Origin of the sequence: uncultured Planktomarina sp., from assembly GCA_943788425.1 — a bacterium.
In the GTDB taxonomy this organism is placed as follows: Bacteria; Pseudomonadota; Alphaproteobacteria; order Rhodobacterales; family Rhodobacteraceae; genus Planktomarina.
In genome coordinates, this window is record CALSQF010000011.1 from 18,112 (window position 1) to 43,515 (window position 25,404).

23 protein-coding genes are annotated in these 25,404 nt (G+C 54.5%); 13 read left to right on the top strand and 10 right to left on the bottom strand.

Going from position 1 to position 25,404, the window contains the following annotated elements; translation table 11 throughout:
* Positions 1–36: 36 nt before the first annotated feature.
* From ABLW18_RS10170 to ABLW18_RS10180, 3 genes are all read right to left on the bottom strand, one after another.
* Positions 37–540 (bottom strand): hypothetical protein, encoded by a 504-nt coding sequence (locus ABLW18_RS10170; RefSeq protein ID WP_347824700.1) that lies wholly within the window; start codon positions 538–540, stop codon positions 37–39.
* 317 nt (positions 541–857) lie between these two features.
* Positions 858–1,259: a DUF4864 domain-containing protein gene (locus tag ABLW18_RS10175; RefSeq protein ID WP_347824701.1), complete on the bottom strand. Its 402-nt coding sequence runs from the start codon at positions 1,257–1,259 to the stop codon at positions 858–860.
* 64 nt (positions 1,260–1,323) lie between these two features.
* Positions 1,324–2,898, bottom strand: a complete 1,575-nt coding sequence (locus tag ABLW18_RS10180; protein WP_347824702.1) for a lysine--tRNA ligase — start codon at positions 2,896–2,898, stop codon at positions 1,324–1,326.
* A 139-nt stretch (positions 2,899–3,037) separates the two neighbouring features.
* Between ABLW18_RS10180 and ABLW18_RS10185 the strand changes: the two genes are divergently transcribed.
* Entirely contained in the window at positions 3,038–3,412 is a 375-nt protein-coding gene (locus ABLW18_RS10185) for a tellurite resistance TerB family protein (protein WP_347824795.1), read from the top strand.
* On the opposite strand, the gene dacB is transcribed toward ABLW18_RS10185, so the two are convergent.
* Positions 3,404–4,861, bottom strand: a complete 1,458-nt coding sequence (dacB, locus tag ABLW18_RS10190) for a D-alanyl-D-alanine carboxypeptidase/D-alanyl-D-alanine-endopeptidase (RefSeq protein ID WP_347824703.1) — start codon at positions 4,859–4,861, stop codon at positions 3,404–3,406. The genes ABLW18_RS10185 and dacB overlap by 9 nt on opposite strands.
* 89 nt (positions 4,862–4,950) lie before the next feature.
* On the opposite strand from dacB, the gene ABLW18_RS10195 reads away from it, so the two are divergent.
* On the top strand, positions 4,951–5,778 hold the full coding sequence (locus ABLW18_RS10195; protein ID WP_347824704.1) for a DMT family transporter: 828 nt from the start codon (positions 4,951–4,953) through the stop codon (positions 5,776–5,778).
* Here ABLW18_RS10195 and ABLW18_RS10200 read toward each other — a convergent pair.
* The gene (locus ABLW18_RS10200) at positions 5,775–6,374 is read right to left on the bottom strand and encodes a nicotinate-nucleotide adenylyltransferase (RefSeq protein ID WP_347824705.1); all 600 of its coding nucleotides are present in this window, start codon (positions 6,372–6,374) and stop codon (positions 5,775–5,777) included. The genes ABLW18_RS10195 and ABLW18_RS10200 overlap by 4 nt on opposite strands.
* A gap of 136 nt (positions 6,375–6,510) precedes the next feature.
* Between ABLW18_RS10200 and ettA the strand changes: the two genes are divergently transcribed.
* Both ettA and ABLW18_RS10210 read left to right on the top strand, forming a co-directional pair.
* Positions 6,511–8,166, top strand: a complete 1,656-nt coding sequence (ettA, locus tag ABLW18_RS10205) for an energy-dependent translational throttle protein EttA (RefSeq protein ID WP_347824706.1) — start codon at positions 6,511–6,513, stop codon at positions 8,164–8,166.
* A gap of 245 nt (positions 8,167–8,411) precedes the next feature.
* Entirely contained in the window at positions 8,412–8,618 is a 207-nt protein-coding gene (locus tag ABLW18_RS10210) for a cold-shock protein (RefSeq protein WP_044050638.1), read from the top strand.
* A 121-nt stretch (positions 8,619–8,739) separates the two neighbouring features.
* Here ABLW18_RS10210 and gltX read toward each other — a convergent pair whose 3' ends face one another.
* Both gltX and ABLW18_RS10220 read right to left on the bottom strand, forming a co-directional pair.
* Entirely contained in the window at positions 8,740–10,059 is a 1,320-nt protein-coding gene (gltX, locus tag ABLW18_RS10215; RefSeq protein ID WP_347824707.1) for a glutamate--tRNA ligase, read from the bottom strand.
* Positions 10,060–10,126: 67 nt separating this feature from the next.
* Positions 10,127–11,788 (bottom strand): NAD+ synthase, encoded by a 1,662-nt coding sequence (locus ABLW18_RS10220; protein WP_347824708.1) that lies wholly within the window; start codon positions 11,786–11,788, stop codon positions 10,127–10,129.
* A gap of 179 nt (positions 11,789–11,967) precedes the next feature.
* On the opposite strand from ABLW18_RS10220, the gene ABLW18_RS10225 reads away from it, so the two are divergent.
* Complete coding sequence (locus ABLW18_RS10225) at positions 11,968–13,410, top strand: 2-isopropylmalate synthase (protein WP_347824709.1); 1,443 nt, start codon at positions 11,968–11,970, stop codon at positions 13,408–13,410.
* A gap of 13 nt (positions 13,411–13,423) precedes the next feature.
* Here ABLW18_RS10225 and ABLW18_RS10230 read toward each other — a convergent pair whose 3' ends face one another.
* Complete coding sequence (locus ABLW18_RS10230; RefSeq protein ID WP_347824710.1) at positions 13,424–14,137, bottom strand: SDR family NAD(P)-dependent oxidoreductase; 714 nt, start codon at positions 14,135–14,137, stop codon at positions 13,424–13,426.
* Positions 14,138–14,346: 209 nt separating this feature from the next.
* On the opposite strand from ABLW18_RS10230, the gene ABLW18_RS10235 reads away from it, so the two are divergent.
* From ABLW18_RS10235 to ABLW18_RS10265, 7 genes are all read left to right on the top strand, one after another.
* The gene (locus ABLW18_RS10235; RefSeq protein ID WP_347824711.1) at positions 14,347–15,912 is read left to right on the top strand and encodes a 2-isopropylmalate synthase; all 1,566 of its coding nucleotides are present in this window, start codon (positions 14,347–14,349) and stop codon (positions 15,910–15,912) included.
* A gap of 140 nt (positions 15,913–16,052) precedes the next feature.
* Positions 16,053–17,090, top strand: a complete 1,038-nt coding sequence (locus ABLW18_RS10240) for a rod shape-determining protein (protein WP_347824712.1) — start codon at positions 16,053–16,055, stop codon at positions 17,088–17,090.
* Positions 17,091–17,120: 30 nt separating this feature from the next.
* A complete protein-coding gene (gene mreC / locus ABLW18_RS10245; protein ID WP_347824713.1) occupies positions 17,121–18,005 on the top strand; it encodes a rod shape-determining protein MreC in 885 nt (294 codons plus the stop codon).
* Entirely contained in the window at positions 18,002–18,541 is a 540-nt protein-coding gene (locus ABLW18_RS10250) for a hypothetical protein (RefSeq protein ID WP_347824714.1), read from the top strand. Before mreC ends, ABLW18_RS10250 begins: the two co-directional genes overlap by 4 nt.
* Entirely contained in the window at positions 18,538–20,490 is a 1,953-nt protein-coding gene (gene mrdA / locus ABLW18_RS10255) for a penicillin-binding protein 2 (RefSeq protein WP_347824715.1), read from the top strand. Before ABLW18_RS10250 ends, mrdA begins: the two co-directional genes overlap by 4 nt.
* Complete coding sequence (gene rodA / locus ABLW18_RS10260) at positions 20,487–21,638, top strand: rod shape-determining protein RodA (protein ID WP_347824716.1); 1,152 nt, start codon at positions 20,487–20,489, stop codon at positions 21,636–21,638. Before mrdA ends, rodA begins: the two co-directional genes overlap by 4 nt.
* Positions 21,635–22,564 carry a glyoxylate/hydroxypyruvate reductase A gene (locus tag ABLW18_RS10265; RefSeq protein WP_347824717.1) on the top strand — a complete coding sequence of 310 codons (930 nt, stop codon included), beginning with the start codon at positions 21,635–21,637 and terminating at the stop codon, positions 22,562–22,564. The genes rodA and ABLW18_RS10265 overlap by 4 nt, the downstream gene beginning before the upstream one ends.
* Positions 22,565–22,596: 32 nt before the next feature.
* Here ABLW18_RS10265 and ABLW18_RS10270 read toward each other — a convergent pair whose 3' ends face one another.
* Positions 22,597–23,373 (bottom strand): SseB family protein, encoded by a 777-nt coding sequence (locus ABLW18_RS10270; RefSeq protein WP_347824718.1) that lies wholly within the window; start codon positions 23,371–23,373, stop codon positions 22,597–22,599.
* Positions 23,360–23,980, bottom strand: coding sequence for a uracil-DNA glycosylase family protein (locus tag ABLW18_RS10275; protein ID WP_347824719.1), 621 nt, complete (start codon positions 23,978–23,980; stop codon positions 23,360–23,362). Before ABLW18_RS10275 ends, ABLW18_RS10270 begins: the two co-directional genes overlap by 14 nt.
* A gap of 46 nt (positions 23,981–24,026) precedes the next feature.
* Here ABLW18_RS10275 and ABLW18_RS10280 point away from each other — a divergent pair, with 46 nt between their 5' ends.
* Positions 24,027–25,325 carry a Na+/H+ antiporter NhaA gene (locus ABLW18_RS10280; protein ID WP_347824720.1) on the top strand — a complete coding sequence of 433 codons (1,299 nt, stop codon included), beginning with the start codon at positions 24,027–24,029 and terminating at the stop codon, positions 25,323–25,325.
* Positions 25,326–25,404: the final 79 nt, after the last annotated feature.

Consider the following 25,404-nt stretch of genomic DNA (forward strand, 5'->3'; position numbering starts at 1 on the left):
GCCCTAGTGCCCCCTAACTTGCGAAGAGCGCCAGATTTAGGTGGGGTTGTCCATCCGCTCGGTGAGGTTGACGCTCCTGCGACAGGCACGCGACCAGTTCAGTTTCACCTGACTGCCGCTGCCCCCTTGCTCGGCCTCAGAATGTGGCAATTCGTAGATATTCGCACAGCCTGATTGAATGGCTCCAACCGGAACAACCGCCTTGACTGTCCACGCGCGGCCATTGAACGGCAGCGATGGCGCAAAATCGACCGTCCAGGTTTGGGTATCTGAGGCTTGGGTATGCTCCAAAATGCAGGGATTGTAGATTGGCTCACTGATGGCATTGAACGTGTTGCCTTGCACCACGACATTGCGCGCCTTGCTGTGGTTGAGCGTGGCGAAGGTGCTGTCCACGGACTCGGCGCGGTCAATTGGCCCGTTGATTGAACGAAAGACATTGCCGGTCATCGTAAGCCCATGCACGAAATGGCCTGGTCCATAAGGTTTAATCACCAAAAAGCTAAACCAAGAGGTTACATCATCGCGCAGCTTTTGCACGGCTTGCGTCCTGGTCAGCTCCAAGCAGCCAGAAAAGTCTTGATCCGCCGTCGCGAAGGCGGCGTTGGGCTCAGTGTCATAGTCATCTTGCCCGAGCGTGCCGTCCTAGCTCGACCAATGATGCAATCCAAAAGCAAATTTGAGTGGTGTAAAGACGATACCATCGGTGATTGTTTTGTTCATAAAACCTCTTTTCCAAACGCCGCTCCATGCGTTTGTGTGGTTGATCCGCAACCGCAGCCCCTGCGGTAGGTGCCGCTCTGCGAAACAGGGGTAAAAGCTCGATGTTAAGAAGGCCTAGCTTTAGCGTACGGTGCTCACACGCCGGTCTCTTGCGAGGGCAAAAGCTGGACACCATTAATGCGCCATGCTCCGTCCAATTGGATCATTTGATACGCCATGATGTGATATCGACCCTGGCCGTCGCGAATTTGCACTTTCTGCCAGTAATATCCCTCAACCGCGGCGAGTTCCAAGAATGCAATCTCAGACGGGCGGTACACCATAGGATAACCTTGCCTGACCATACGCCCAAACACCTCTGGCGCGCGAAATATCTGCTGAATCGTTGGACTTGCGTAGGTAAAGGCACGTTCGAAATCATCCGCCTGAAAAGCGGTAATTTGCGCACGAATTGTTGTTTCAATCTCTTGGCTCTCGGCCCAGGCCGGCAGTGCCGCCGCAACCCAAAAAGCAATTGCTAAAATGAACGGTCTCATAACACCCTCCTGTTGACTAGCATAAAAATAGGACGCAACGGGAGGGGGTCAAATTCGTCGCAGGTTAGGTAAACTCGCCAGCAAGGCCTTTGTCGATCAGGGCTATGCTCTCCTGGATGCCCAAAAGCGCAATAAATCCGCCAAACCGCGGCCCCTGTGATGCGCCCAAAAGCACCTCATAGAGCGCTTTGAACCAATCGCGCATCGGGTCAAACCGCTCGCGCCCACAGGCAAAAACCAAAGATTGCAGCGCATCCCCATCCAAACCTTGATCCCAAGCCTTCAGCCCGTCGCGCAGCGCGATCAAAGCCTTACGTTCGATATCCGTAGGCGCGCGGTAGACTTTGGCAGGTTTGACAAAATCATTGTAATAACGGACCGCAAACCCCGCCGCCGCGTCTAAGTCCGCATGGGTTTCGGCGGAGGCCTCGGGCGCATAACGTTTGATGAATCCCCAGAGTTGATCTTTATCCTCCGCCCCAGACACAGACGCCAGATTGAGCAGCATTGAGAAAGGTACGACCATTTTGCTGACCGGTACATGGCCGCCATGAATATGCCAAGCCGGATTGTTCAGACGTGCTTTGTCGTCTTGCCCCTCATAGGCCCGCAATTGCTGGTGATACTCATCTACCGCCTTGGGGATGACATCAAAATGCATCCGCTTGGCGGTTTTGGGTTTTAGATACATGAAGTAAGACAGGCTTTCCGTGCTGGCATAGGTCAACCACTCATCAATTGACACGCCATTGCCGGAGGTCTTGGAAATTTTCTGCCCATTTTCGTCGAGGAACAATTCATAGCTGAAATGTTCCGGTGCAGGTTGCCCCAGAATACGGCAAATTTTGTCATAAATCGGGGTATTGGTGGAGTGATCCTTGCCATACATCTCAAAATCCACCCCAAGGGCCGCCCAGCGCGCACCAAAATCGGGTTTCCACTGCAACTTGACATTGCCACCCGTCACCGGAAGGGTCATTTCTTCACCCTCTTCAGTGTCAAAGGTGATTGTGCCATTTTGGGCGTCCACAAATTTCATCGGCACATAAAGCACCCGTCCTGTTTCAGGATGAATGGGCAGAAAAATTGAGTAAGTCTTCTGACGTTCCTCGCGCAGCGAGGCCAGCATCACCTTCATGATGTCATCATATTTTTCCACAGCACGCAGCAAAACCTGATCAAACTGACCCGATTGATAAAACTCCGTGGCACTGATGAAATCATATTCAAAGCCAAATGTGTCCAAAAACCGACGCAACATGGCGTTGTTGTGATGACCGAAACTCTCATATTCCTCAAAAGGATCTGGTACAGAGGTCAAGGGCCGCTGCAAATGCTCGATCAGCCTCTCCGGGTTTGGCACATTGCCCGGCACTTTGCGCATACCGTCGAGATCATCAGAGAAACACACAAGCCGGGTTGGCAGGTCACTCAATTCTTGGAATGCGCGCATAATCATTGTGGTGCGCGCCACTTCGCCAAAAGTGCCAATATGCGGCAACCCACTGGGGCCATAGCCCGTTTCAAACAAGACATAGCCCTTTTCAGGCGGCTTATTTTGAAAGCGTTTCAAAATCCGCCGCGCTTCTTCAAAGGGCCAGGCTTTCGATTGAGTAGCAGCGTCTCGCATTTTGGACATGTTTAACTCCAGTTTCCTGACGCTTCCCTATTGCCGCAGAGGCCTCGGGTCAATAAGTTGTACCCACAGCTAGAAAGGTCGTCGCTTCGTGAACACCCATCCCCCGTCTCTGTCATCACAAGATTGTCTGGTTGCGGTCATGATTGCCGTATCTGCAAGTGACGAAAATATTCGCACAGCAGAGCTGATGAGCATTCAAGCGATTGTAAACCACCTGCCGATCTTTGGAGAATATGATGTAGACCGCATCAAATCTGTGGCCGCTATGGTTTTGGATCTTTTGTCCGAAGAAGACGGGCTTGACGCTCTGTTTGGCTTGATCCGGGACAGCCTGCCCGTTGGTTTAAACGAAACTGCCTATGCTATGGCCTGCGATGTGGCCGCGGCGGATGGAAGACTAGGGCAAGTCGAGTTGCGCATGCTGCAAGAAATTCGCCATGAGCTTGAGGTGGACCGCCTGCATGGGGCGGCTATAGAAGCGGGCGCACGCGCAAGGTTTCGCACCCTATCGTAAATGCCCCAGCCAATCGCGCAAAATCGCATATTGCAAGCTACGAGATCGCGCCTCCCAACCCTTGGCCCCCCGTGGATTTTCACTGCCTTTTACTTTTTCACGCCGCGCCATATCGGCTGTCAATATAGAAAAGCCAAGGCTTTTGCCTTTATATGTGAGATATCCGGACAGCGAGCTGACAAAATTTAATGTACCTGTTTTTACCCGCAGATCCACACCATCCATCGGCTTTCCTTTGTCCCGCAGAATCTTGGGCTTGAGCAAATCGGCCAGCCCGTTGCGGTGGTGCCAGGCCATGAACATTGCCAGTCCACCAGCCGTAAGCCGCGATTGATCCGACAGACCGGAATGATCAACAACCGCGCCACGCATCCCATGGGCCTGAGCAAACTGGCTCAGAGCCGACGCCGATTGGCGCATCGTTGGCGCGCCCGAGGCTGTGAGGCCGATCACCTCAGCCGTTAAATTCGTCGATAATTTCAACATTGATTTGGCAATTTCATAATAAGGGCGCGACTCCTTTTGTGCGATATCCACCGTCATCACCGCATCCGGGTATTGCCCCTCAACGATGGTTGGAGACGGCAGCTGCATCCCCATCTCTGCGCATATCGCCTGAAAGGCTTCACCGGCGTAGCGCCTTGGATTGCGCGCCGGCAACCACCGCCCCCCATCCTTGCCCAAGACCGCGCGCTGAACGGACCACTGCTCGCGTTCCGGTGAGTGTTGATAGGCATAGCTTGGCGCTACCCGCTCTGCAACGCGCATCCCAATGGAAGGGATTTGTGGCCGATATATGCGCCCCGGCGCGCTCATCGACAGATCATAGCCGCCACCAGCCTGGCGTGCCCATTCGAATTGCACCCGGTTGAGGTTTAAGTTCACTCCGGCAATCGCTGGGTTGTAATTGGCTTGCGGCAATTGGCTGCTGTCAATTTCACGTTGGTAGGGAAAACCATTGTCCACAATCACAAGCCGACCTTTAAACTGTTGAATACCTGTTTTTTGGAGGGCCTTGGCAAAATTGACCAAATCATCTGTGTGCAGAGTGGGATCCGCAGATCCGGTCAAAATGATATCCCCAACAAACGCCCCATTTATGACCCGCCCCTGAATGCTCAAACGTGTGATAAATTGAAAATCGCGCCCAAGTTTCTGCAAGCCATAGGCAGCAGTCAGTGCTTTGGTCACGCTGGCCGGGGGCAATTCAGTCTCAGGTAAATATGCGTCGAGAAGCCTGCCATTTTCTGGATCCATCAGAGCGCAGCTGACCTGACCTTTGAGAGAAAACGAGCGGATAACCGCAGCCGCCCCGCCCAAAAGGTCAGACGATGCAGCAGGCCTTGCGACGGGCCGCAACGAATTCAAGGGCGCCACAGCAAAGGCTGAAGAGCCAAGCGCCGCCAGGGCTGTGCTGAGCGCGGCTCTGCGTGTGAGGGTATTTTCCATTCCCAATGGCTAGCGGGGCGCGTGGGTCTTTGGCAAGATGATTTTCCACAGGGCTGGTGCCGAAGGCGGGTGGCTGTTAACCCGGCAGGATGTGGCGTGCGATACTTTTTATGTTCATCGGCATGATGCTGATCCCAACCGGTGATGCCGCCAGCAAATTGCTGTCGAATAGCCATGGTTATCATCCCTTTTTCATCGCCTGGGCCCGGTTCGCCGTCGGGTCAATCTTGGTGCTGCCCTTTATACCGCGGAGCTGTTTCACGGTGTTTCGCAACCCGGTGGCTTGGGGTCGCGGATTGCTGCTGGCGACCGGCATCAGTGTCATCACCTTCGCCGTTGCATTGGAGAACTTAGCCAATGTTTTCGCCGTCTTTTTCATCGGGCCAATTATCAGCTATATTCTGGCGGCCATCTTCTTGAAAGAAGCCGTGACCCCCCCGCGCAGCGCCCTGCTCTTCCTCGGCTTCATTGGAATTTTGCTCATTGCCAGACCCGGCTTTGGCTTTTCCATTGGACTGGCTTGTGCCCTTTTTGCCGGGTGCACCTATGGAGTTTTTCTAACCCTGTCGCGTCTGGCCGCGGGCCAAGAGGAGCCCAAAGCGCTTTTGTTCTCACAAATGCTCATTGCCACCATCCTCTGCACGCCCATGGCACTGATATATTGGCCCCAGCAGCTCTTCGCCAGCCCGGACATGCTCGCCATCTCTGGCGGCGCCTCTATGCTTGGCAATATGTTTTTGATCTTCGCCTATAAGCTTGCACCGGCAACCCGCATGGCACCCTTCGTCTACTTTCAACTTGTGGGCGCATTGCTATTGGGATGGGGTGTCTTTGGCACACTACCCGATATCTGGGGGCTTGCCGGTTTGGCCTTGCTGATGATCTCAGGCTTTGGTTCCGCCCTCTTGCGCCGTTAACTCCAAGCCCCGCGGTTGCGAATAGCCGAGGAACTTGCCGGGCTCTGGGGCATATCCACAAAACACCAGGCCGGTGCCGTGCGATGGCTCAAAAGCCTTGAAGCGCGTGCGGCAAGTCTCTCTGAGGCGAAGCGCCGCGCCGCAGGTGCGCATTGCGCCGCCAGCCCTTCCCCGGGCCGAGCTAGAACACCAACCGGCATAAGCTGGAATATATCCTGCCAATCACGCCAGTGATGGATCTGCGCCAGATTATCTGCCCCCATAAGCCAAGTGAAATGCGTGGTGGAATAGATCGCCCGCAGCTCGCGCAAGCTGTCGCAGGTGAACCTTGTGTCCAGCTGCGTTTCCACATCGGTGATGACGATGCGCGGATGGTCGATCAGGCGTTTCGCATGGGCCACCCGCTTATCCAGCGGCGCAGGTCCGCGCAGCTTTAAGGGATTGGCAGGGCTAACGAGCCACCAGATTTGATCAAGATCAAAGCGCTTGAGCGCCTGGTCAGAAATCCGCACATGCCCTTCATGGGCCGGATCAAACGACCCGCCCAAAAGACCCACACGCCGCCCGGCGTTAGATTGTGGCAAGTTAAACCGCATCATTCCTTACCTTTAGCGCAGATAGACCCCTGCGCAAGCCATGGCCGCACCAGTTTTCTCAATTTCACATTTGCGCCCACGCGCGCGCCACTGTAACAGGGGTTTAAATTCTTCAGTCTAACACCCGGGGGCACAGATGGCCGCATATCAATATGTATACCACATGGATGGCGTTTCAAAAACTTATCCTGGTGGAAAAAAATGCTTCGAAAACATTCGACTATCGTTCCTTCCCGGAGTGAAAATCGGTGTGGTTGGGGTAAACGGCGCCGGGAAATCAACCCTGCTCAAAATTATGGCCGGCTTAGATACGGATTTCTCTGGCGAAGCCTGGGCGGCGGAAGGCGCGAAAGTTGGCTACCTGCCACAGGAGCCGAAACTGGAAGAAGGCCTGACCGTCCGCGAAAATATCATGCTGGGGGTGAAGGCCAAAAAAGACATCCTGGATCGCTATAATGATCTGGCGATGAATTACTCCGACGAGACCGCCGATGAAATGGCGCAGCTGCAAGACGAGATTGATGCTAATAATCTTTGGGATTTAGATGCCCAAATTGACGTCAGTATGGAGGCACTGCGCTGTCCACCAGACGATGCGATGCCCGAAAATCTTTCGGGCGGTGAAGCGCGCCGCGTGGCGCTGTGCCGGCTGTTGCTTGAGCAGCCTGATATGTTGCTGCTTGATGAGCCAACCAACCACCTGGATGCCGAAACCATTGCTTGGCTACAAAAGCACCTGATTGACTACTCCGGTACAATCCTAGTGGTCACTCACGACCGCTATTTTCTCGATGATATTACCGGCTGGATCCTCGAGATCGATCGTGGGCAAGGCGTGCCGTATGAAGGCAATTACTCCTCTTGGCTCGAACAAAAGGCAAAGCGCTTGGCCCAAGAGTCCCGTGAGGATAAGTCCAAACAAAAAACGCTGGAACGTGAATTGGAATGGATGCGGCAGGGTCAAAAGGCCCGGCAGGCCAAATCGAAAGCCCGTATTGCCGCCTATAATGATATGGCCAATCAATCCGAGCGTGAAAAAGTGGGACGTGCCCAAATTATCATCCCAAATGGACCACGGCTGGGTTCAAAGGTCATTGAAGTCTCAGGGCTTAAAAAAGCCATGGGCGACAAGTTGTTGGTAGAAGATCTCTCGTTTTCACTGCCACCCGGTGGCATCGTTGGGGTGATCGGCCCCAATGGCGCGGGCAAGACCACCCTGTTCAAAATGCTTACCGGGCAAGAACAGCCCGATGAAGGCGCGGTTGAATACGGGGATACAGTGCAATTGTCCTATGTTGATCAATCTCGCGATGATTTGGATCCCAATGCCAATGTTTGGGAGGCTATTGCAGACGGTCTTGATGTAGTGCAACTGGGAGATGTGGAGGTCAACGGGCGGGCCTATTGCTCAGCGTTTAACTTCAAAGGCGCGACTCAGCAGAAAAAAGTCAGCTTATTGTCTGGCGGAGAACGCAACCGGGTCCATATGGCGCGATTGCTGCGTGCAGGTGGCAATGTCTTGCTGCTCGATGAGCCGACCAATGATCTGGACGTGGAGACCCTACGGGCGCTGGAAGATGCTCTGGTTGATTTTGCCGGCTGCGCTGTGGTCATCTCACACGACCGCTTTTTCCTTGACCGGATCTGCACCCATATCCTCGCCTTTGAGGGCGACGCGCATGTAGAATGGTTTGAGGGCAATTTCGAAGACTACGAGGAGGACAAAAAACGCCGCCTCGGTGTCGATGCCCTGCAACCCACGCGCATCAAGCATAAGAAATTCGCGCGTTAAGCCAGTCCGTATTAAAAGCGTATCCCTGTCTCTCGTTAAGGCGCGTTGCGCGCCGGCACGAGGGTCTTCCCCCTCTGCGCGTCTTCTGGCTTGCAAAAAAAATTCGAAACGGCCATATGGCCCTTGCGACCGTTACCGCATTTCGACCAACTGTTTTGCTTACAAGGCCACAGTCCTCGACATGAAATGACTGACGCCGACCTGCCGCAATAACGTGGGCAGTAATGTAAAATGGAGTACACGGGATGGCTACTGGCACCGTAAAATGGTTTAACGCAGACAAAGGTTATGGCTTTATTGCACCGGACAATGGCGGCGAAGATGTGTTTGTACACATCACAGCTGTACAACGCGCGGGTTTGGACGGTCTGAATGACAACCAAAAAGTAAGCTTTGAAGTCGAAACCGGCCGCAACGGCCGTGAAGCTGCGACTGATTTGCAAGCACAATAATATGATTTAGGGCCAATCTAAACCGAGGGTTTATTCCGCATTACTTAGATTGGCCCTTTTCATGGAGCCCCGGTCTCAAGGGCGGCTTGGGCATGGGCAATTCATGCCAATCCTTTAAGGTCTACTGCCGCGAAATTTGTTGCAACAGCGGCAAAAGAGCGCCCATATCCGGGCCATGAGACTGGCCCGTCAAGGCTTTTCGCAGCGGCATAAACAGAGCTTTGCCCTTGCGTCCAGTGGCCTCTTTGACCGCCGATGTCCAAGCGCCCCAAGTGCCGGAATCGTAAGGGCCGGCAGGCAGCATAGATAGAGCCTGGGCTACAAAATTCCTATCTTCCACATCAATCACCGGGGTGGCGCCATTTTGGATCAAATCCCACCAGCCTGCGAGATCATGCAGGGTCGATATATTGCCGCGTGTGACGTGCCAGAAGTCCTCAGCGATTTCAACCGGAACGCCAATAGCCGCCACATCTGCAGCAACGGCCTCCAACTCAAGCCCCTGCAAATATTTTGCAGTCAGCGGCACCAAATCAGCTTCGTCAAATTTCGTTGGAGTAGAGCCAAATTTCGTCAGCTCAAAACCTGCGATGATCTCCTCCATGGAGTCCCGCAGCTCAACCGGATCGGACGATCCCAGACGCGCCAAATGGCTCAACAGCGCCATCGGTTGCACGCCTGCCGCCCGCATGTCTCGCAAAGCCAATGAACCCAGCCGCTTGGACAGGCCCTCCCCTTTGGGACCAGTCAACAACGAATGGTGGGCAAAATTCGGCACTGATCCGCCAATAGCTTGGATCATCTGGATTTGTGTCGCGGTATTGGTCACATGGTCTGACCCACGGACCACATGGGTCACGCCCATATCCGCATCATCGCAGATGGAGGCCAGCGTGTAGAGCACCTGCCCATCACCGCGGATCAGCACCGGATCGCTCACTGAGGCGGCATCAATCGACAGATCTCCAAGGATCCCATCGCTCCATTCAATTCGTGATTGCTCAAGCTTAAAGCGCCAGTGACCCATGCGTTCTGCACGCAGCGCCGTGCGCTCTGCCTCTGAAAGCGCCAATGCCGAGCGGTCATAAACCGGGGGCTTGCCCATATTCAATTGTTTTTTACGTTTTAGGTCTAATTCGACAGGCGTTTCAAAACACTCGTAAAACAGCCCTTGGTCGCGCAGCTGATCGGCCACTTCTGCATAGCGGTCAAACCGGGCAGATTGACGCTCAATGCGATCCCAATGCAGTCCCAGCCAGTCCAGATCGCGCTTTATCGCCTCAACATATTCCGCCTTAGAGCGCTCTGGATCTGTGTCATCAATCCGCAGAATAAACTCTCCACCCGCCTGACGCGCGATAAGATAGTTAAACAGCGCAGTGCGCAGATTGCCGATGTGAAGGTAGCCCGTGGGCGAAGGGGCAAAACGAGTGGTTGTCATAGGGTTCTCCTGTTGCGCTGTCTTTACACATAGGGCGCAGGAGATGTCCAGATATGGCCGCGCGACCCTATGTGCTGTGATCGCGCCAGCGATTGGCTATGGGATAGCGCCGATCCAACCAAAAGGCCCGCGGAGATAGGCGCGTCCCCGGCGCAGATTGGAAGCGCTTATACTCGCTCACATAGATCAAATGCTCGATTTTCTTGACTGTTTTGCGCTCAAAACCGACCGCCACGCAATCGGCCACTGAGGCCTCATCATCCACCAACATCTGCAAGATACCGTCAAGCACCGGATAGGGTGGCAGGCTGTCTTCGTCTTTTTGATCAGCGCGCAACTCTGCGCTGGGAGCCTTGTCGATAATGCGGGGATCAATAACCACGCCGTCCGGTCCCCTCATCCAGTCACGGTGATGCGCATTGCGCCAGCGGCAGATGTCAAACACCCGCGTTTTATACAGATCCTTAATCGGATTATATCCTCCCGCCATATCCCCATAGATCGTCGCATAGCCAACCGCCACTTCTGACTTATTGCCCGTTGTCAACAGCATATGCCCCAACTTGTTGGACAGGGACATCAACAACAGGCCGCGCAAGCGAGACTGGAGATTCTCCTCCGTTGTATCCGCAGGCCGGCCGGCAAAAATCGGCGCCAAACTCTCAGTGATCGCCGCCTGCGGCCCGGTGATGGGCAAGGTTTGCAAGGGCGCGCCCAGCGCTTGCGCCACCGAGACAGCGTCCTGAAGCGATGCTTGGCTTGTGAATTGCGAGGGCAACATGACGCAATGCACATTCTGCGGCCCCAGCGCATCAGCAGCAATTGTGGCAACAATGGCAGAATCGATCCCACCCGACAGCCCCAAGACCGCCGATGAAAAACCGGTTTTGCGCATATAATCGCGCAAAGACAGAACCATCGCATAGTAGTCTTGTTCAAAAGCATCCGGCCAATGGGCCAGAGTGCCTGTGCCGGCCTGCCAGCCTTGATCGGTCAGCTCAAAATCCACATGCGCAATGCAATCTTCAAACAACGGCAAAGACAGAGCCAAAGCACCACCGGGATTGAGTACGAATGATCCGCCATCAAAGACCTGATCATCCTGGCCACCAACCATATTCACATAGACCAATGGCAGCCCGGTTTCGACCACCCGCGCGACCATATGCGCCATGCGCACATCCATTTTGCCCCGCGCGAAGGGCGAACCGTTCGGCACAAAAAGCACTTCTGCACCAGATTCGGCCAAGGCCTCGGGTACATCCGCATGCCAGGCATCTTCGCAAATCGGCGTACCAATCCGCAGGTTGCCTACCCGGTAAGGCCCAGAGACATCCGCCGATTGATAGAGGCGTTTTTCGTCGAACACATCATCATTTGGCAAAATATGCTTTTTAATTACAGTTTGGATACGGCCGCCAGCAAGAATATAATATGCATTATAAAGACCGGTCTGATCACGAAACGGCCCACCGATCCCCATGGCCGGCCCCTCAACACAAGATTGGGCCAGGCCCTGAATTTGCGCTATCGTATCGCGGGTAAACGCTGGTTTAAGCACCAGATCTTGCACTTGATAGCCGGTGACAAACATCTCTGGCAACATAACCATATCAGCGCCCGCGCGTTTGGCCACTTTCCAAGCCTCAAGCGCTTGCGCCGCATTGCCAGCAAGATCACCCACTGTTGCGTTGAGCTGCGCCATGGTTAACCTAAATCTCTGTGTCATCTACCTGCTCAATCCTGTCAAACCCATGTCTTATCTATCAGACATCCGCCGAAGCAAAAGCCCAATCGAAAGGGAAATGTGGAAAGACATTGCCCTCACGGATGAGGTTTACTAGTCTGAGATGAATAAAAATAGAGTCAGTCCGACGCTGAGCCATTGCCCAAGAGGTTAAAACTTCAATGAATAAGAAGATCGCACATCTCCTATTGGTCACAGCGACCTTGCTATTGAGCGGCCTAGCCCAGGCGCAAACTGCCACAATCCAGTCGAAACAATATGAAGACGGTGGCTATTATGAGGGCACGTTCAAAAACGGTCGCCAACACGGCCAAGGCACCTACACCCTACCGTCCGGATATAAATATACCGGCAATTGGGAAAATGGTGAAATTTCTGGCCAAGGTGAGGCAATCTTTCCTGATGGGTCGGTCTACATAGGTGCATTTTCGAACGGGAAGCCTCATGGAGACGGCCGCGTAACCTATGCAGACGGTGGAACCTATGAAGGCAGCTGGGTGGCCGGCAAAATCGACGGAGAAGGCGTGGCGGTTTATGCGAACGGCCTGCGCTATGAAGGGCAGTTTCGCGATACCAAACACCACGGCCAGGGTATTCTCACCTCTGACAGCGGATATCGCTATGAGGGCAATTGGGTTGACGGGGAAAAACAGGGCACCGGCACCATTATCTATTCGGATGGGGCGGTCTACCAAGGATCCATTGAGGCTGGCGAGCGCTCTGGAGCTGGCATTCTAACCATGCCCGATGGAGTGATCTATGAGGGCAATTGGACCAAAGGTAAAATCAATGGGGAGAGCACCCTCACTCATGCCAACGGCGATGTTTTTACTGGGATTTTGCAAGATGGTAAGCGCGAAGGACGTGGCAAGTTTGTCTATGCCAATGGCGATGTTTACGAAGGTCAATTCCACAAAGACCGCCGCCACGGCAATGGCACTTTTCTCGCCGCAGATGGGTATCGTTACTCTGGCAGCTGGCAGAATGGTAAAATTTCAGGGCGCGGTGAAGTGCGCTACCCGGATGGGTCGATCTATATTGGCGCCTTTTTGAATGATCTACCGGAAGGTGTGGGCAAAATAACATATCCAGATGGCTCGACATATGAGGGAAATTGGAAAGCCGGGGTCATTGAAGGGGCCGGAAAAGCAACCTACCCCAATGGGTTGGTCTATGAAGGCAGCTTTAAAAATGCGCAAAACCATGGCTATGGCATTATGACGTTTTCCGACAGTTATCGCTACGAAGGTAACTGGAAAGATGGCAAGCGCCACGGTGCCGGGCAAGCGCGATACCGCGACGGTACGACCTATGTCGGCGGGTTTGTCGAGGGGCAACGCTCCGGTGACGGCTACATCAAAATGAAGGATGGCTTTAGCTATACAGGCGAGTGGCTCGACGGCGAAATCCACGGCTTTGGCACCGCCACCTATGCCAATGGGGACGTCTACACGGGAAGCTTTGTCGATGGTCGCCGCCAGGGTACGGGCACGATGCGCTATGCCACAGGCGGCGTGGAGAGAGGCACTTGGGACAACGGAGTTTTGCAGCCAGCCGAAGACACGGCACCTGCGCCCGGCGGAGCGGCTGGCCCCTCCGAATGACGTGGGTGGCTGTTCACCATGGGACCATAGATCCGTTCTGATCGAAAAATTGCCCGGTCTCATGGGCCCCGCGCGCTTCAATAACCTCATGCAATCTTGCGGCAGCCTCTGGCGCGGGGCGAGCGTCATATTTGGCTGAAAAGGGCCGGGTTAACGGCGTGTCGACAGTGCCAGGATGCAGTGCAAAACATGATAGCTGTGGGTGACTGCGGGCCAACTCAATCGCAGAGGTGCGCAAAATTTGATTTAGGGCAGCCTTGGCCGCTCTATAGGATATCCAGCCCCCCAGCCGGTTGTCACCAATCGACCCTACCCGCGCAGAAAGAACCGCGATCCGTGCAGGGCAATCACGCGGCAGCAAAGGCCCAATCTGCCCTAGAATGAGCGCTGGACCAATGGCGTTGACCTGCATCTGGGCCGCCATGGTTTGCGCCGTCACAGCCTTAATGGTCTTTTCCGGTCCAACCCCGTCCAGCGTCAACGCCCCCGTAGCAATGATGATCGTGTCGAAGGGCCCCTTTAGAGTCGCTATTGCGGGGGCGATACTGTGCTCTTGTGTTAAATCTAACCCATGCTCTTTGCGAGACAGGCCCGCGCACTGCCAACCCTGGCTGCGGTAGGTCTCTGCCAGAGCAGTTCCAATAGCGCCCGAGGCTCCGATGATCAAAATCCGTTTCATGGTTCCGAGATAGGGCCCATCACCAAAACGGCCACTGAATAGCCGCATTTTGCCAAAAATTGCTTGCGTGCAACGGAGTTTGTCCTATTTTTCACTTCCCATTTGGGAAATCACAGCTATACCTATGGCCATGGAACATTTGACTGAGCAACTCCTCCTTCTAACACTTAGCCTCGGCTGAGCGTGCTTTGCGGCGCGGGACGCTCGCCTAAGCCCAGCGCCGAACCTTTCCATGACCCTAGCAGAAGAACAGTCCTATGACCCAAGATCGTGTATATATTTTCGATACCACTTTGCGTGACGGTGAGCAAAGCCCTGGCGCAACCATGACTCATTCCGAAAAGCTCGAATTGGCAGAAATGCTTGACGATATGGGCGTGGACATCATTGAGGCCGGATTCCCTATCGCCTCGGAAGGGGACTTCAAGGCAGTCAGCGACATCGCCAAACGCAGCAAAAACGCTATGATCTGCGGCCTTGCTCGTGCCAATTTCAAAGATATTGATCGCTGTGCCGAAGCGGTGCGCCATGCGGCTCAGCCCCGCATTCATACATTTATCGGCACATCGCCCCTGCACCGTGCCATTCCCAACCTGACCCAAGATGAAATGGCCGAGCGCATTCACGAAACCGTCACACATGCGCGCAATCTATGCGACAATGTGCAATGGTCGCCAATGGATGCCACTCGAACAGAATATGACTACCTTTGCCGCACGATTGAAATCGCCATAAAAGCCGGCGCGAGCACGATCAACATTCCTGATACGGTTGGCTATACGGCGCCGCGCGAAAGCGCAGAGCTGATCAGGCGTTTAATCAAAGACGTGCCCGGTGCCACAGAGGTGATTTTTGCCACCCATTGCCACAATGATCTTGGCATGGCCACCGCCAATTCCTTGGCCGCTGTGGACGCTGGCGCACGACAAATTGAATGCACCATCAATGGCTTGGGAGAGCGCGCGGGCAATACCGCCCTCGAGGAGGTCGTGATGGCCATGAAAGTACGCAATGACATCATGCCCTACCGCACACAGATCGACAGTACAAAAATAATGGCCATTAGCCGTCGCGTGGCCACGGTGTCAGGCTTTGCGGTGCAGTTTAATAAAGCAATCGTCGGAAAAAATGCCTTTGCCCATGAGAGCGGGATTCACCAAGATGGCATGCTGAAAAATGCCGAGACTTTTGAGATCATGCGGCCTGAAGATGTTGGATTGAGCGAAACCAACCTGGTCATGGGCAAACACTCCGGCCGCGCCGCACTGCGCTCCAAGCTCAAGGATCTGGGCATTGATTTGGCAGACAATCAATTGAACGACGTCTTTGTGCGCTTCAAAGATCTGGCGGATCGCAAAAAGGAGGTGTTTGACGAAGATCTTCTTGCCTTGGTTCGGGCAGATACCGCCGACGAGCAATCCGATCACCTCAACCTCAAATCTTTACGCGTGGTCTGCGGCACCCAAGGTCCGCAGGAGGCCAGCTTGGAGTTATCCATTGATGGGGTTGTGCGCAGTGTTACCGCCACAGGTGACGGCCCGGTCGATGCAACCTTTAATGCGGTCAAAGAGCTTTACCCACATGCGGCGCGTTTGCAGCTTTACCAAGTGAATGCGGTGACCGAAGGGACCGATGCGCAGGCCACCGTAAGCGTACGGATGGAGGAAGAGGGCAAGATCGCAACCGGACAATCGGCAGATACCGATACGGTGGTCGCCTCAGCCAAAGCCTATATCAACGCCCTAAATCGCTTGATCGTTCGGCGCGAAAAATCCGCGCCCGGGGAGGACTTGAAATCGGTTTCCTACAAAGACGCCGGCTGATCCCCGCCCATTTCGATAAATTGACGGCGTGTCGGGTGAAAACCACCTTACAAGGCCTTGGAAAGGCCACGCCTAAACCTTATAGATGGGAAAATTCTAAGTCTACGTCGGCTTAGACTCATACCGATGGGGCGTTGCGAATGTTTGGACTTGGTGGTCTGTTTTCTTCAGATATGGCGATTGATTTGGGCACAGCCAATACTCTGGTCTACGTGCGCGGCAAGGGTATCGTTTTAAATGAACCATCGGTCGTGGCCTATCAAGTCAAGGATGGTCAGAAAAAAGCGCTGGCCTTCGGCGAAGATGCCAAGCTCATGCTTGGTCGGACACCCGGCTCCATTCAAGCCATCCGCCCAATGCGGGACGGGGTGATTGCGGATTTTGACGTCGCAGAAGAAATGATCAAGCATTTCATCCGTAAGGTTCACAAGCGCACCACCTTTTCCAAGCCAAAAATCATCGTCTGCGTACCACATGGCGCCACTCCGGTGGAGAAACGCGCCATTCGCCAATCGGTCCTCTCTGCTGGGGCGCGCCGGGCCGGCTTGATTGCAGAGCCTATTGCGGCGGCCATTGGCGCAGGCATGCCCATCACTGATCCGACAGGCTCTATGGTTGTGGATATCGGCGGCGGGACAACAGAGGTCGCGGTTCTATCCTTGGCAGATATCGTCTATGCGCGCTCGGCGCGCGTCGGTGGTGACCGGATGGATGAGGCGATTATCAGCTATCTGCGCCGCCAGCATAACCTTTTGGTCGGGGAAGCCACAGCTGAGCGGATTAAAACGACAATTGGAACAGCGCGCATGCCCGACGACGGGCGCGGTGTAGCCATAGCCATTCGCGGGCGTGACCTGCTCAATGGCGTGCCCAAAGAAACCGAAATCAGCCAGGCACAAGTGGCCGAAGCCCTGGCAGAACCGGTGCAGCAAATTTGCGAAGCGGTCATGACCGCCTTGGAGGCCACCCCGCCAGATCTGGCTGCCGATATCGTAGACCGCGGCGTCATGCTGACCGGCGGTGGCGCTTTGTTGGGCGAATTGGACCTCGCGCTGCGCGAACAAACCGGCCTGGCTGTCTCGGTGGCAGAACAAAGCCTCAACTGCGTGGCGCTTGGCACGGGTAAGGCTTTGGAATATGAAAAACAGCTCGCCCATGTTATTGACTACGACAGTTAAACATTAACCGCGCAGCCCTTAGGGAAGCTTATGGCACGGGATCGTAACACGCCAGATCGCTATTCAACAGCCCTTGCGCGGCTGATGCTGGGCGCTTTGGTCGTTATGCTGCTTGGGCTGTTCTTGCTGTGGCGCATTGACAGTCCACGGGTCGAGCGGCTGCGCATGGAAATCACCGATCGCGTTATTCCCAATTTCGCCACCATCACTGCCCCGGTGACCTCCGCAGTCAACATCCTGCGCTCAGCGCGCAGTTACACGCGGATCTATCAGCAAAACCAAGAGCTGCGGCGCGAATTGCAGCAGATGAAGGCCTGGAAAGAAGCAGCGCTTCAACGTGAACAGGAAAACGCGCGGCTCCTTGATCTGAACAATGTGCGACTCGATCCAAAGTTCACCAAAATCACGGGTGTGGTTCTGGCCGACAGTGGCAGCCCGTTCCGCCAAACAGTACTGCTCAATGTAGGGCGCCGCGATGGGATTGTGGATGGATGGGCGGCCATTGATGGCATTGGCCTGGTGGGCCGTATCGCTGGCGTGGGCGGGCGCACTTCACGGGTGATCCTACTCACGGACACCTCGAGCCGCATTGCCGTCTCAATCGAATCCAACGGACAACGTGCGATGATCGTTGGCGATAACACCAGCCGCCCGCCTTTGGAATTCTTGGAGGACCGCGAAACCGTCCGCCCGGGGGATCGTGTGGTGACCTCTGGGGATGGCGGGGTCTTTCCGCCCGGCCTGTTGGTCGGCCAAGTCACCCAAACCCAATCGGGACGGCTGCGCGTGCGATTGGCAGCTGACATGCAAAGACTGGAATTCCTACGCGTGGTGCGCCATCAGCCACGCGAGCCCATCTCAACCGCCGGTGATCTGATCGGGGTGCAACTGTCTGAGCCAGGAGGGGAGCCATGATGCAAGACCCCCCTCTGCGCATCCTTCGCCTGCAACTGACCTATCTCGCGATTGTTGCGCTGGTGGTTTTGTTGCAAACTCTGCCGCTGCAAAGCCTGCCCTATCCCTTCGCCCCCGCAGATATGCCGCTCGCCATCACCCTTGCCTGGATCATGCGCCGCCCCGATATCATGAGTCCGATCCTCATCACCCTGGCCTTTTTATTTGCTGACGCCATTCTACAAAGGCCGCCAGGCTTATGGACATTGATCGTGCTCTGCGCCGCTATTTTCCTGCGCATGCGGACACGCGGCCGCAAGGAAGTTCTGTTTCTTTATGAATGGTTCATCATCTCCTTGGTGATCGGGGTGAGCTTTTTGACTCAGTATTTAGCCTTAATGTTCACATTTTTGCCAGTTCCAGACGTGCAACCATATATCGTTCAAGTACTGCTGAGCATTTTGATCTACCCGATCTGTAAATGGCTCTTCCGCCCTATGCTTCGCTTTGCCCTGACGCAAAAAATGCATCCAAGCGCGCCGAGGGCCAGAAGATGAAATACAATCCCAATGAAATCATCAACTCGGCCCAAAAACTGTCACGGCGCGCCCTATTGGTTGGCGCCTTACAGCTTGGCGTCGTTACGGCGCTGGGTGCCCGCATGCGTTTCCTACAGGTTAAGGAGGCCGAAAAGTTCCGGCTTTTGGCCGAAGAAAATCGTATAAACTTGCGGCTCTTGCCACCAGCGCGCGGCATCATGTTTGACCGCGATGGACGGTCCGTTGCCGCCAATGTAACCAACTACCGGATTTTACTGGTGCGCGAAGAGACCGAAGATGTCGATCAGGTCTTGACGCAATTGCAAAAGCTCATTGCCATCAGCCCAAGCGATCTGGAAAAAGCCCGCAGAGAATTATCCCGCCGCAGCGCCTTTGTGCCGGTCACCATCGCCGAGAATTTAAACTGGAATGATTTCGCGCGCGTGGCGGCCAATGCACCGGCTCTACCGGGGCTCTTAACTGATGTTGGATTGTCTCGGATCTATCCGCAAAAAGAAAATTTGGCCCATGTGGTGGGATATGTTGGCCCAGTGAGCGATCATTATCTATCCCGCACGAAGGATCCTGATCCGCTCCTACAAATCCCGCGGTTTCAGGTTGGCAAAACCGGGGTTGAGGCACAGATGGAGCAGAGGCTACGCGGCTCTGCGGGACACCAACGAATTGAGGTGAATGCAGTCGGACGGGTGATGCGCGAATTGGAACGCGCCCAAGGGCAGCAAGGCGCCACAGTGAAGCTGACCATCGACAGTAAGATCCAAAACTATGCTTTGGCGCGGATGGATGGGCTGTCCGCCTCTGCTGTGGTGATTGATTGCGCAACCGGAGATCTTCTGGCTGTGGCATCGAGTCCGAGCTTTGATCCAAATCTCTTTGTGCGCGGCATATCGAGCAAAAATTATAATGCTCTGCGTGATGATATTTTTGGTCCACTTCGGGCCAAAGCGGTGCAAGGCACCTATGCGCCAGCCTCGACCTTTAAAATGATTACGGCCCTCGCGGCCTTGGAGGACGGTGTGTTGAGCCCAGATGATACGGTATTTTGCCCGGGTCATTTCGAGATTTCTAACAATCGTTTTCATTGCTGGAAGCGGCGGGGTCATGGCGCTTTGAACGTCGAAGACAGTATCGCACAGAGCTGCGACGTGTTTTTCTATTCTATAAGCCAAAAAGTTGGCATCGACAAAATTTCCGCTATGGCGCGCCGATTTGGCCTGGGTGAATATCACGATTTGCCGCTAAGTGCCGTCAGTCGCGGCGTGGCCCCAACGCGATCGTGGAAGCAAAAATCTTTCGGAAAAGCATGGTTGCTCGGCGATACGGTCAATGCCTCTATCGGTCAGGGGTATGTTTTGGCCTCTCCGCTGCAATTGGCGATCATGGCCGCACGATTGGGAACGGGGCGGGCTGTGCTGCCCAAATTGGTGCAGTCAATCGACGAAACAGCCATGCCGTTAGGAACCGGCGCCCCCTTGGATGTGGACCCCGAGCATCTGAAGGTCGTGCAACGGGCGATGTTTGCAGTAACCAACACCAAAAAGGGTACGGCCTACAGCAAGCGCATTGCCAGCCCCGATCTTCAAATGGCCGGTAAGACCGGCACAGCCCAAGTGCGGCGCATCACGGCAGAGGAGCGGTTGACTGGGGTGATCCGCAATGAGGATCTACCTTGGGAAAAACGCGACCACGCGCTCTTTGTCGACTATGCCCCCTATGACAACCCTAAAGTTGCCGTTGCCGTTGTCGTAGAACACGGCGGTGGTGGCAGCTCTACCGCCGCACCAATCGCCCGCGATATTACCCTTTTCGCTTTGACGGGAGAAATGCCCGCACCAAGCCACTATCCCGCCGGCCTTCAAGCGCAAATCAGAGAAGAGCAAGAGGAGTTAGCCCCAAAACTCTTTGATTGGAGCACGCTGGACAAAAAAGGGCAGGTACAAACGTGAGCTATCTTGAGCATAATCTGGCCGCAGCTCCTGTCGGGTTTCGCAAAATCCTGGCGCTCAACTGGCCAATTTTGATCTTACTCACTGCGATTTCTAGCGTGGGGTTTGTCATGCTCTACTCAGTGGCAGGTGGCCAAATAGACCTCTGGGCACAACCCCAAATGCTACGTTTTTTCTTGGGCATGCTTGGGCTTTTTGTGGTTGCCATGGTACCGATTTGGTTTTGGCGCAACATGTCTTTCCCCGCCTATTGTCTCGCAATACTATTGCTCATCGCCGTGGAATTTGTCGGCACGACCGGCATGGGAGCCCAAAGATGGATCGATCTTGGGGTTATCCGCCTGCAACCCTCAGAGGTCATGAAAATTGCTTTGGTTCTGGTGCTGGCCGCCTATTACGATTGGTTGCCCCAACAACAGATTTCGCGGCCATTTTGGGTCTTGCTGCCTGCACTCATGGTTTTATTCCCGGTATTTTTAGTTCTCAGACAACCCGATCTTGGCACTTCATTGCTTTTGATCATGGGCGGTGGCGCGATCATGTTTTTAGCCGGTGTACATTGGGCCTATTTCGCAACAGTCATCAGCAGCGGCATTGGCCTTTTGGTAGCCGTGTTTCAATCCCGCAGCACAGGCTGGCAATTGCTCAAAGACTATCAATACAGTCGGATTGACACGTTCCTCAATCCAGATCAGGATCCATTGGGCGCAGGCTATCACATCACCCAGGCAAAGATCGCGCTTGGTTCAGGCGGTTGGACCGGGCGTGGTTTCATGCAAGGTACCCAATCTCGGCTCAATTTCTTGCCCGAAAAACACACTGATTTCATCTTTACCACCCTATCCGAAGAATTCGGTTTCATCGGCTCAATAACGCTATTGGGTCTTTACACATTGGTGGTTCTAGCCTGCGTGACCTCAGCCCTCAGTAATAAAGACCGCTTCTCGGCCCTATTGATCCTCGGCATTGGCATCACCCTCTTTTTGTTCTTTGCGGTGAATATGGCCATGGTCATGGGGCTTGCGCCCGTCGTAGGTGTACCATTGCCATTGGTCAGCTACGGTGGCTCTGCTATGCTCACCTTGCTGCTCGGCTTTGGCTTGATGCAAAGCGCTCATGTTCACCGTCCAAGGCCAAAAATCAAATGATAAATATCCTATTCGCCGCCCCTCCGGAGCAATTTGAACTCTATGAGCCGCCGTTGCGCCAGGGTTTGGCGCAGCGGGGGATTCAGGCAGATGTAACAACGGATTATCCGCCAGCTGATATAGATTATGTGGTCTATGCACCTAGCAGCACGCTACAAGATTTCACCCCCTACACCCGCTGCAAAGCGGTACTGAGCCTCTGGGCGGGCGTCGAGAAAATTGTCGGCAATAAAAGCCTGACGCAACCCCTGTGCCGAATGGTAGACAGTGGCCTGCGTCAGGGCATGGTGGAATGGGTTGTCGGCCATACTCTGCGTTACCACCTCGGGATTGATCAGCATATTATCAATCCAGATCGCAGTTGGCGCGAAATCCACCCACCCTTGGCGCGCGATCGCCCTGTCACAATTCTGGGCTTGGGCGCTTTGGGCCAGGCCTGCGCTGTCGCATTAACCGCCCTTAATTTTCCCGTAAGCGGCTGGTCGCGCAGACCAAAGCAAATTCATGGTCTGACGTGCCACCATGGACCCGACGGGCTTCAAGCCGCCTTGCAGAGCGCAGAAATTCTGATTTTGCTTTTGCCAGATACCCCCGAGACCGAACATGTGATCAATGCGCGAACCCTCATGCAGATGCCGCGCGGCTCTACAATCATAAACCCCGGCCGCGGGCCGTTGATTGATGATGCAGCCCTTTTGTCAGCACTTGAGCAGGGGCATATTTCAGCCGCCTGTTTGGATGTGTTTCGCGTGGAACCCTTGCCGCAAGATCATCCCTATTGGCAGCTACCAAATGTCACTGTCACACCGCATATCGCTTCAGGCACCCGCCCAGTCACGGCTGCTGAGGTTTTGGTCGAGAACATTGTGCGTGGAGAAAAAGGCGCACCATTTTTGCATTTGGTCGATCGGACGGCGGGGTATTAAGCCCCTCCATTTTTCGCACCAGCGCCTTCAAATTATCGCAAAGTCGGTGGCTGGCCAGGCGTGCCGCCAGGCGCCGGGCGTTCAGGCGCAGCCTCGGGTATTGGTAAATCAAAGCGCAAGCCGATTTTAACAAATCGCGCGACCATAGGATGGTCCGGCAACAGATAAGACACATCCCAAGGCGCCCCATCCAATTGTGAAAACTGCAAATATTCTTGTATCAATTTCGCCAAATCAGCCTGGGCCGCAGGAAAGTTGCCCACAAAGCAAATGAGTGGATTTTTGGCTCCAGCACCATCGCGGGCTTGCACCAAACAGGCAAATTCTGCCAAGCCCTGCGCGGCAGTAAGTTTCACCGAAAGCGCCTCGAGCGCCTTGGGCGGTAAAGCGGGCGGCGCGGTAAGTTCAGAAATCTGTTGCGCCATTTCATCAGGCCGCTCATCCAAAGAACGCGCCAGCCAGTCGAGCGTGTCGCGTTCGAACAAATAACCAATGGCCGAAGACCCAGGATTGAGCGCAATACCGCTGTCCTGCCCAACGAGCATTTGCACCAAAGCCCGGCCTGACACCGACAAGTAATCCGCCTCGCCACCCACCGCCTCTGCCAGATGCAATTCTGTATCAAAGATCGCGACATAGCTTTGCCCGTCCCGCTCGACAGTTTTGGGCGTGATATTTTTATCGGATGCTTCAGCCTCAAGCACCAAAAATACCTCTGCATCACAGAGCCGTTCAAGCACCGTGGAAAAGCGCGCGGGATCTTCCGGCGCGGCTTGGAGCATGACAATCGTGCGTTCAAGAGGGGTCATAGGCCATCTTTCTTATCTGGCCAATCCGCGCCCGTAATGCCGGAATGAGCTCAGTTTCAAACCAAGGGTTTCGTTTAATCCATGCAGTATTACGCCATGAGGGATGCGGCAAGACAAAGCTGTTCTCACCATATGCGCGCCAATTGCGCAAACGATCATTCACCCGCAGCCCGTCGCGCAAATGCCAAGCCTGCGCATAGCTGCCGATCAGCAAGGTCAAAGAAATTTGCGGAAGTGCCTTCAAGGCCAAGTCACGCCAAGTCTTGGCGCAAATGGCCGGTGGTGCAAGGTCATGGCCAGCGGCGTTATAGCCCGGAAAACAAAATGCCATGGGCAAGATCGCGCATAGGTTTTGATCATAAAACTCCGCATCGCTCAGGCCCATCCATTGGCGCAGGCGCAGGCCCGAGCGGTCATCGAATGGTCGGCCAGAGTGATGAACACGCAGGCCGGGCGCTTGGCCAGCGATCAGTATTTTCGCCTCTGGCGCCGCCCATACGACCGGGCGCGGCTCATGCTCTGAAACCCCTTGAGAAAACCGCGTTTCACACAGGCGGCACTGCGCAATTTGCGAAAAAACTTCTCCATTGTGGTTGCTCGTCCGCATCGGGTAAACTATCTCCAATCACACAAAATCAGTGGAGCGCTCATTTATGTACCGTGTTTGGAATTTTATCGCAAACTACTCAATCTTATTGATTTCCGGGGCTCTCATCGCACTGATCTGGGCAAACATAAATCCAAGCAGCTACCATCACTTTGTAGAATTTCCACTTTTGTTCAATGATCATATCGGCTTAGACTATAACTATTGGGCCAAGAGCTTTGGCACAGGTTACGCTGAGTTTGGCGGCGCCGGCAGTCTCAAAGTTCTGAGCCTGCACTATCTCGTGAATGATATGCTCATGGCCTTCTTTTTTGCGATTGCGGCGAAGGAGGTTTGGGAAGCTGTAATCCTAAAGAATGGCTCGTTGCGTGGGAAGAAGGCGGCAACGCCCCTGTTCGCCACGCTAGGCGGCATGTTAGGCCCTGTTTCAGTTTATTTGGTATTAGCCGCATTTATGGGCTCAGATACCTACAATGCCGTGGCCAATGGCTGGGCCATACCTACGGCAACAGACATCGCGTTTTCCTATTTGGTGGGACGGTTGGTCTTTGGTGCGGGACACCCGGCGGTGCGCTTTTTGCTACTCCTGGCCATCGCTGATGATGCGGCTGGGCTAATAATTTTGGCAGTGTTCTATCCGCAAGGGGACTTGGCTCCGATCTGGCTAATGCTCTCGGTTGGCGCGGCTGTAGCTGTATATTTGGTGTTCAACATGCTGCCGCGCCTTTTGGATGTGGGTAAGCAACTGCGCCCAGCTTCGACCTGGGTGCGCAACTACCTCAGCTTTTGGCCCTATCTAATGGCCGCTGGCCTGTCTTGGTATGGCTTCATGCGCGCAGGCTTACATCCCTCTCTTGGTCTCTTGCCAATCGTTCCAGCCATCCCTCACGCAGATCGCGCATTCGGAATTTTCTCGGAAGCAGAGCAATACCTGACAGATCTTCTAAATCACTGCGAACATCTGCTGAAACACCCCGTCGAAGTGGTGCTATTCTTTTTCGGGCTGTTGAATGCTGGTGTTGAATTTGGCGCTATGGGCGCGGCAACATGGCTAGTTTTGGCCGGTCTGTTGATTGGTAAACCTTTCGGTGTTTTACTCTTTGGCTGGCTCGGCGCGCGGGTTTTCCGCCTAGGGCTGCCGGATGGCATGCGGATCATAGATCTATTTGTCATCGGCTGTATCGCGGCCATCGGCTTCACAGTGGCACTTTTCATCGCGGTGGTGGCCTTCGAAGCCGGACCCGTTCAAGACGCTGCGAAAATGGGTGCGCTGTTTTCTTTTGCCGCCGCTGGTATTTCGCTGGTGGTCGGTAAATTGACAAAAGTTGAGCGGAAAGACCTATAGGCGCAACCTTCAGTACGGGCGTTCAAAGCTATTTGACCAGCTTTGAAGCGCCTGCAGCTAAGCGCTGGACCGCCTTGTG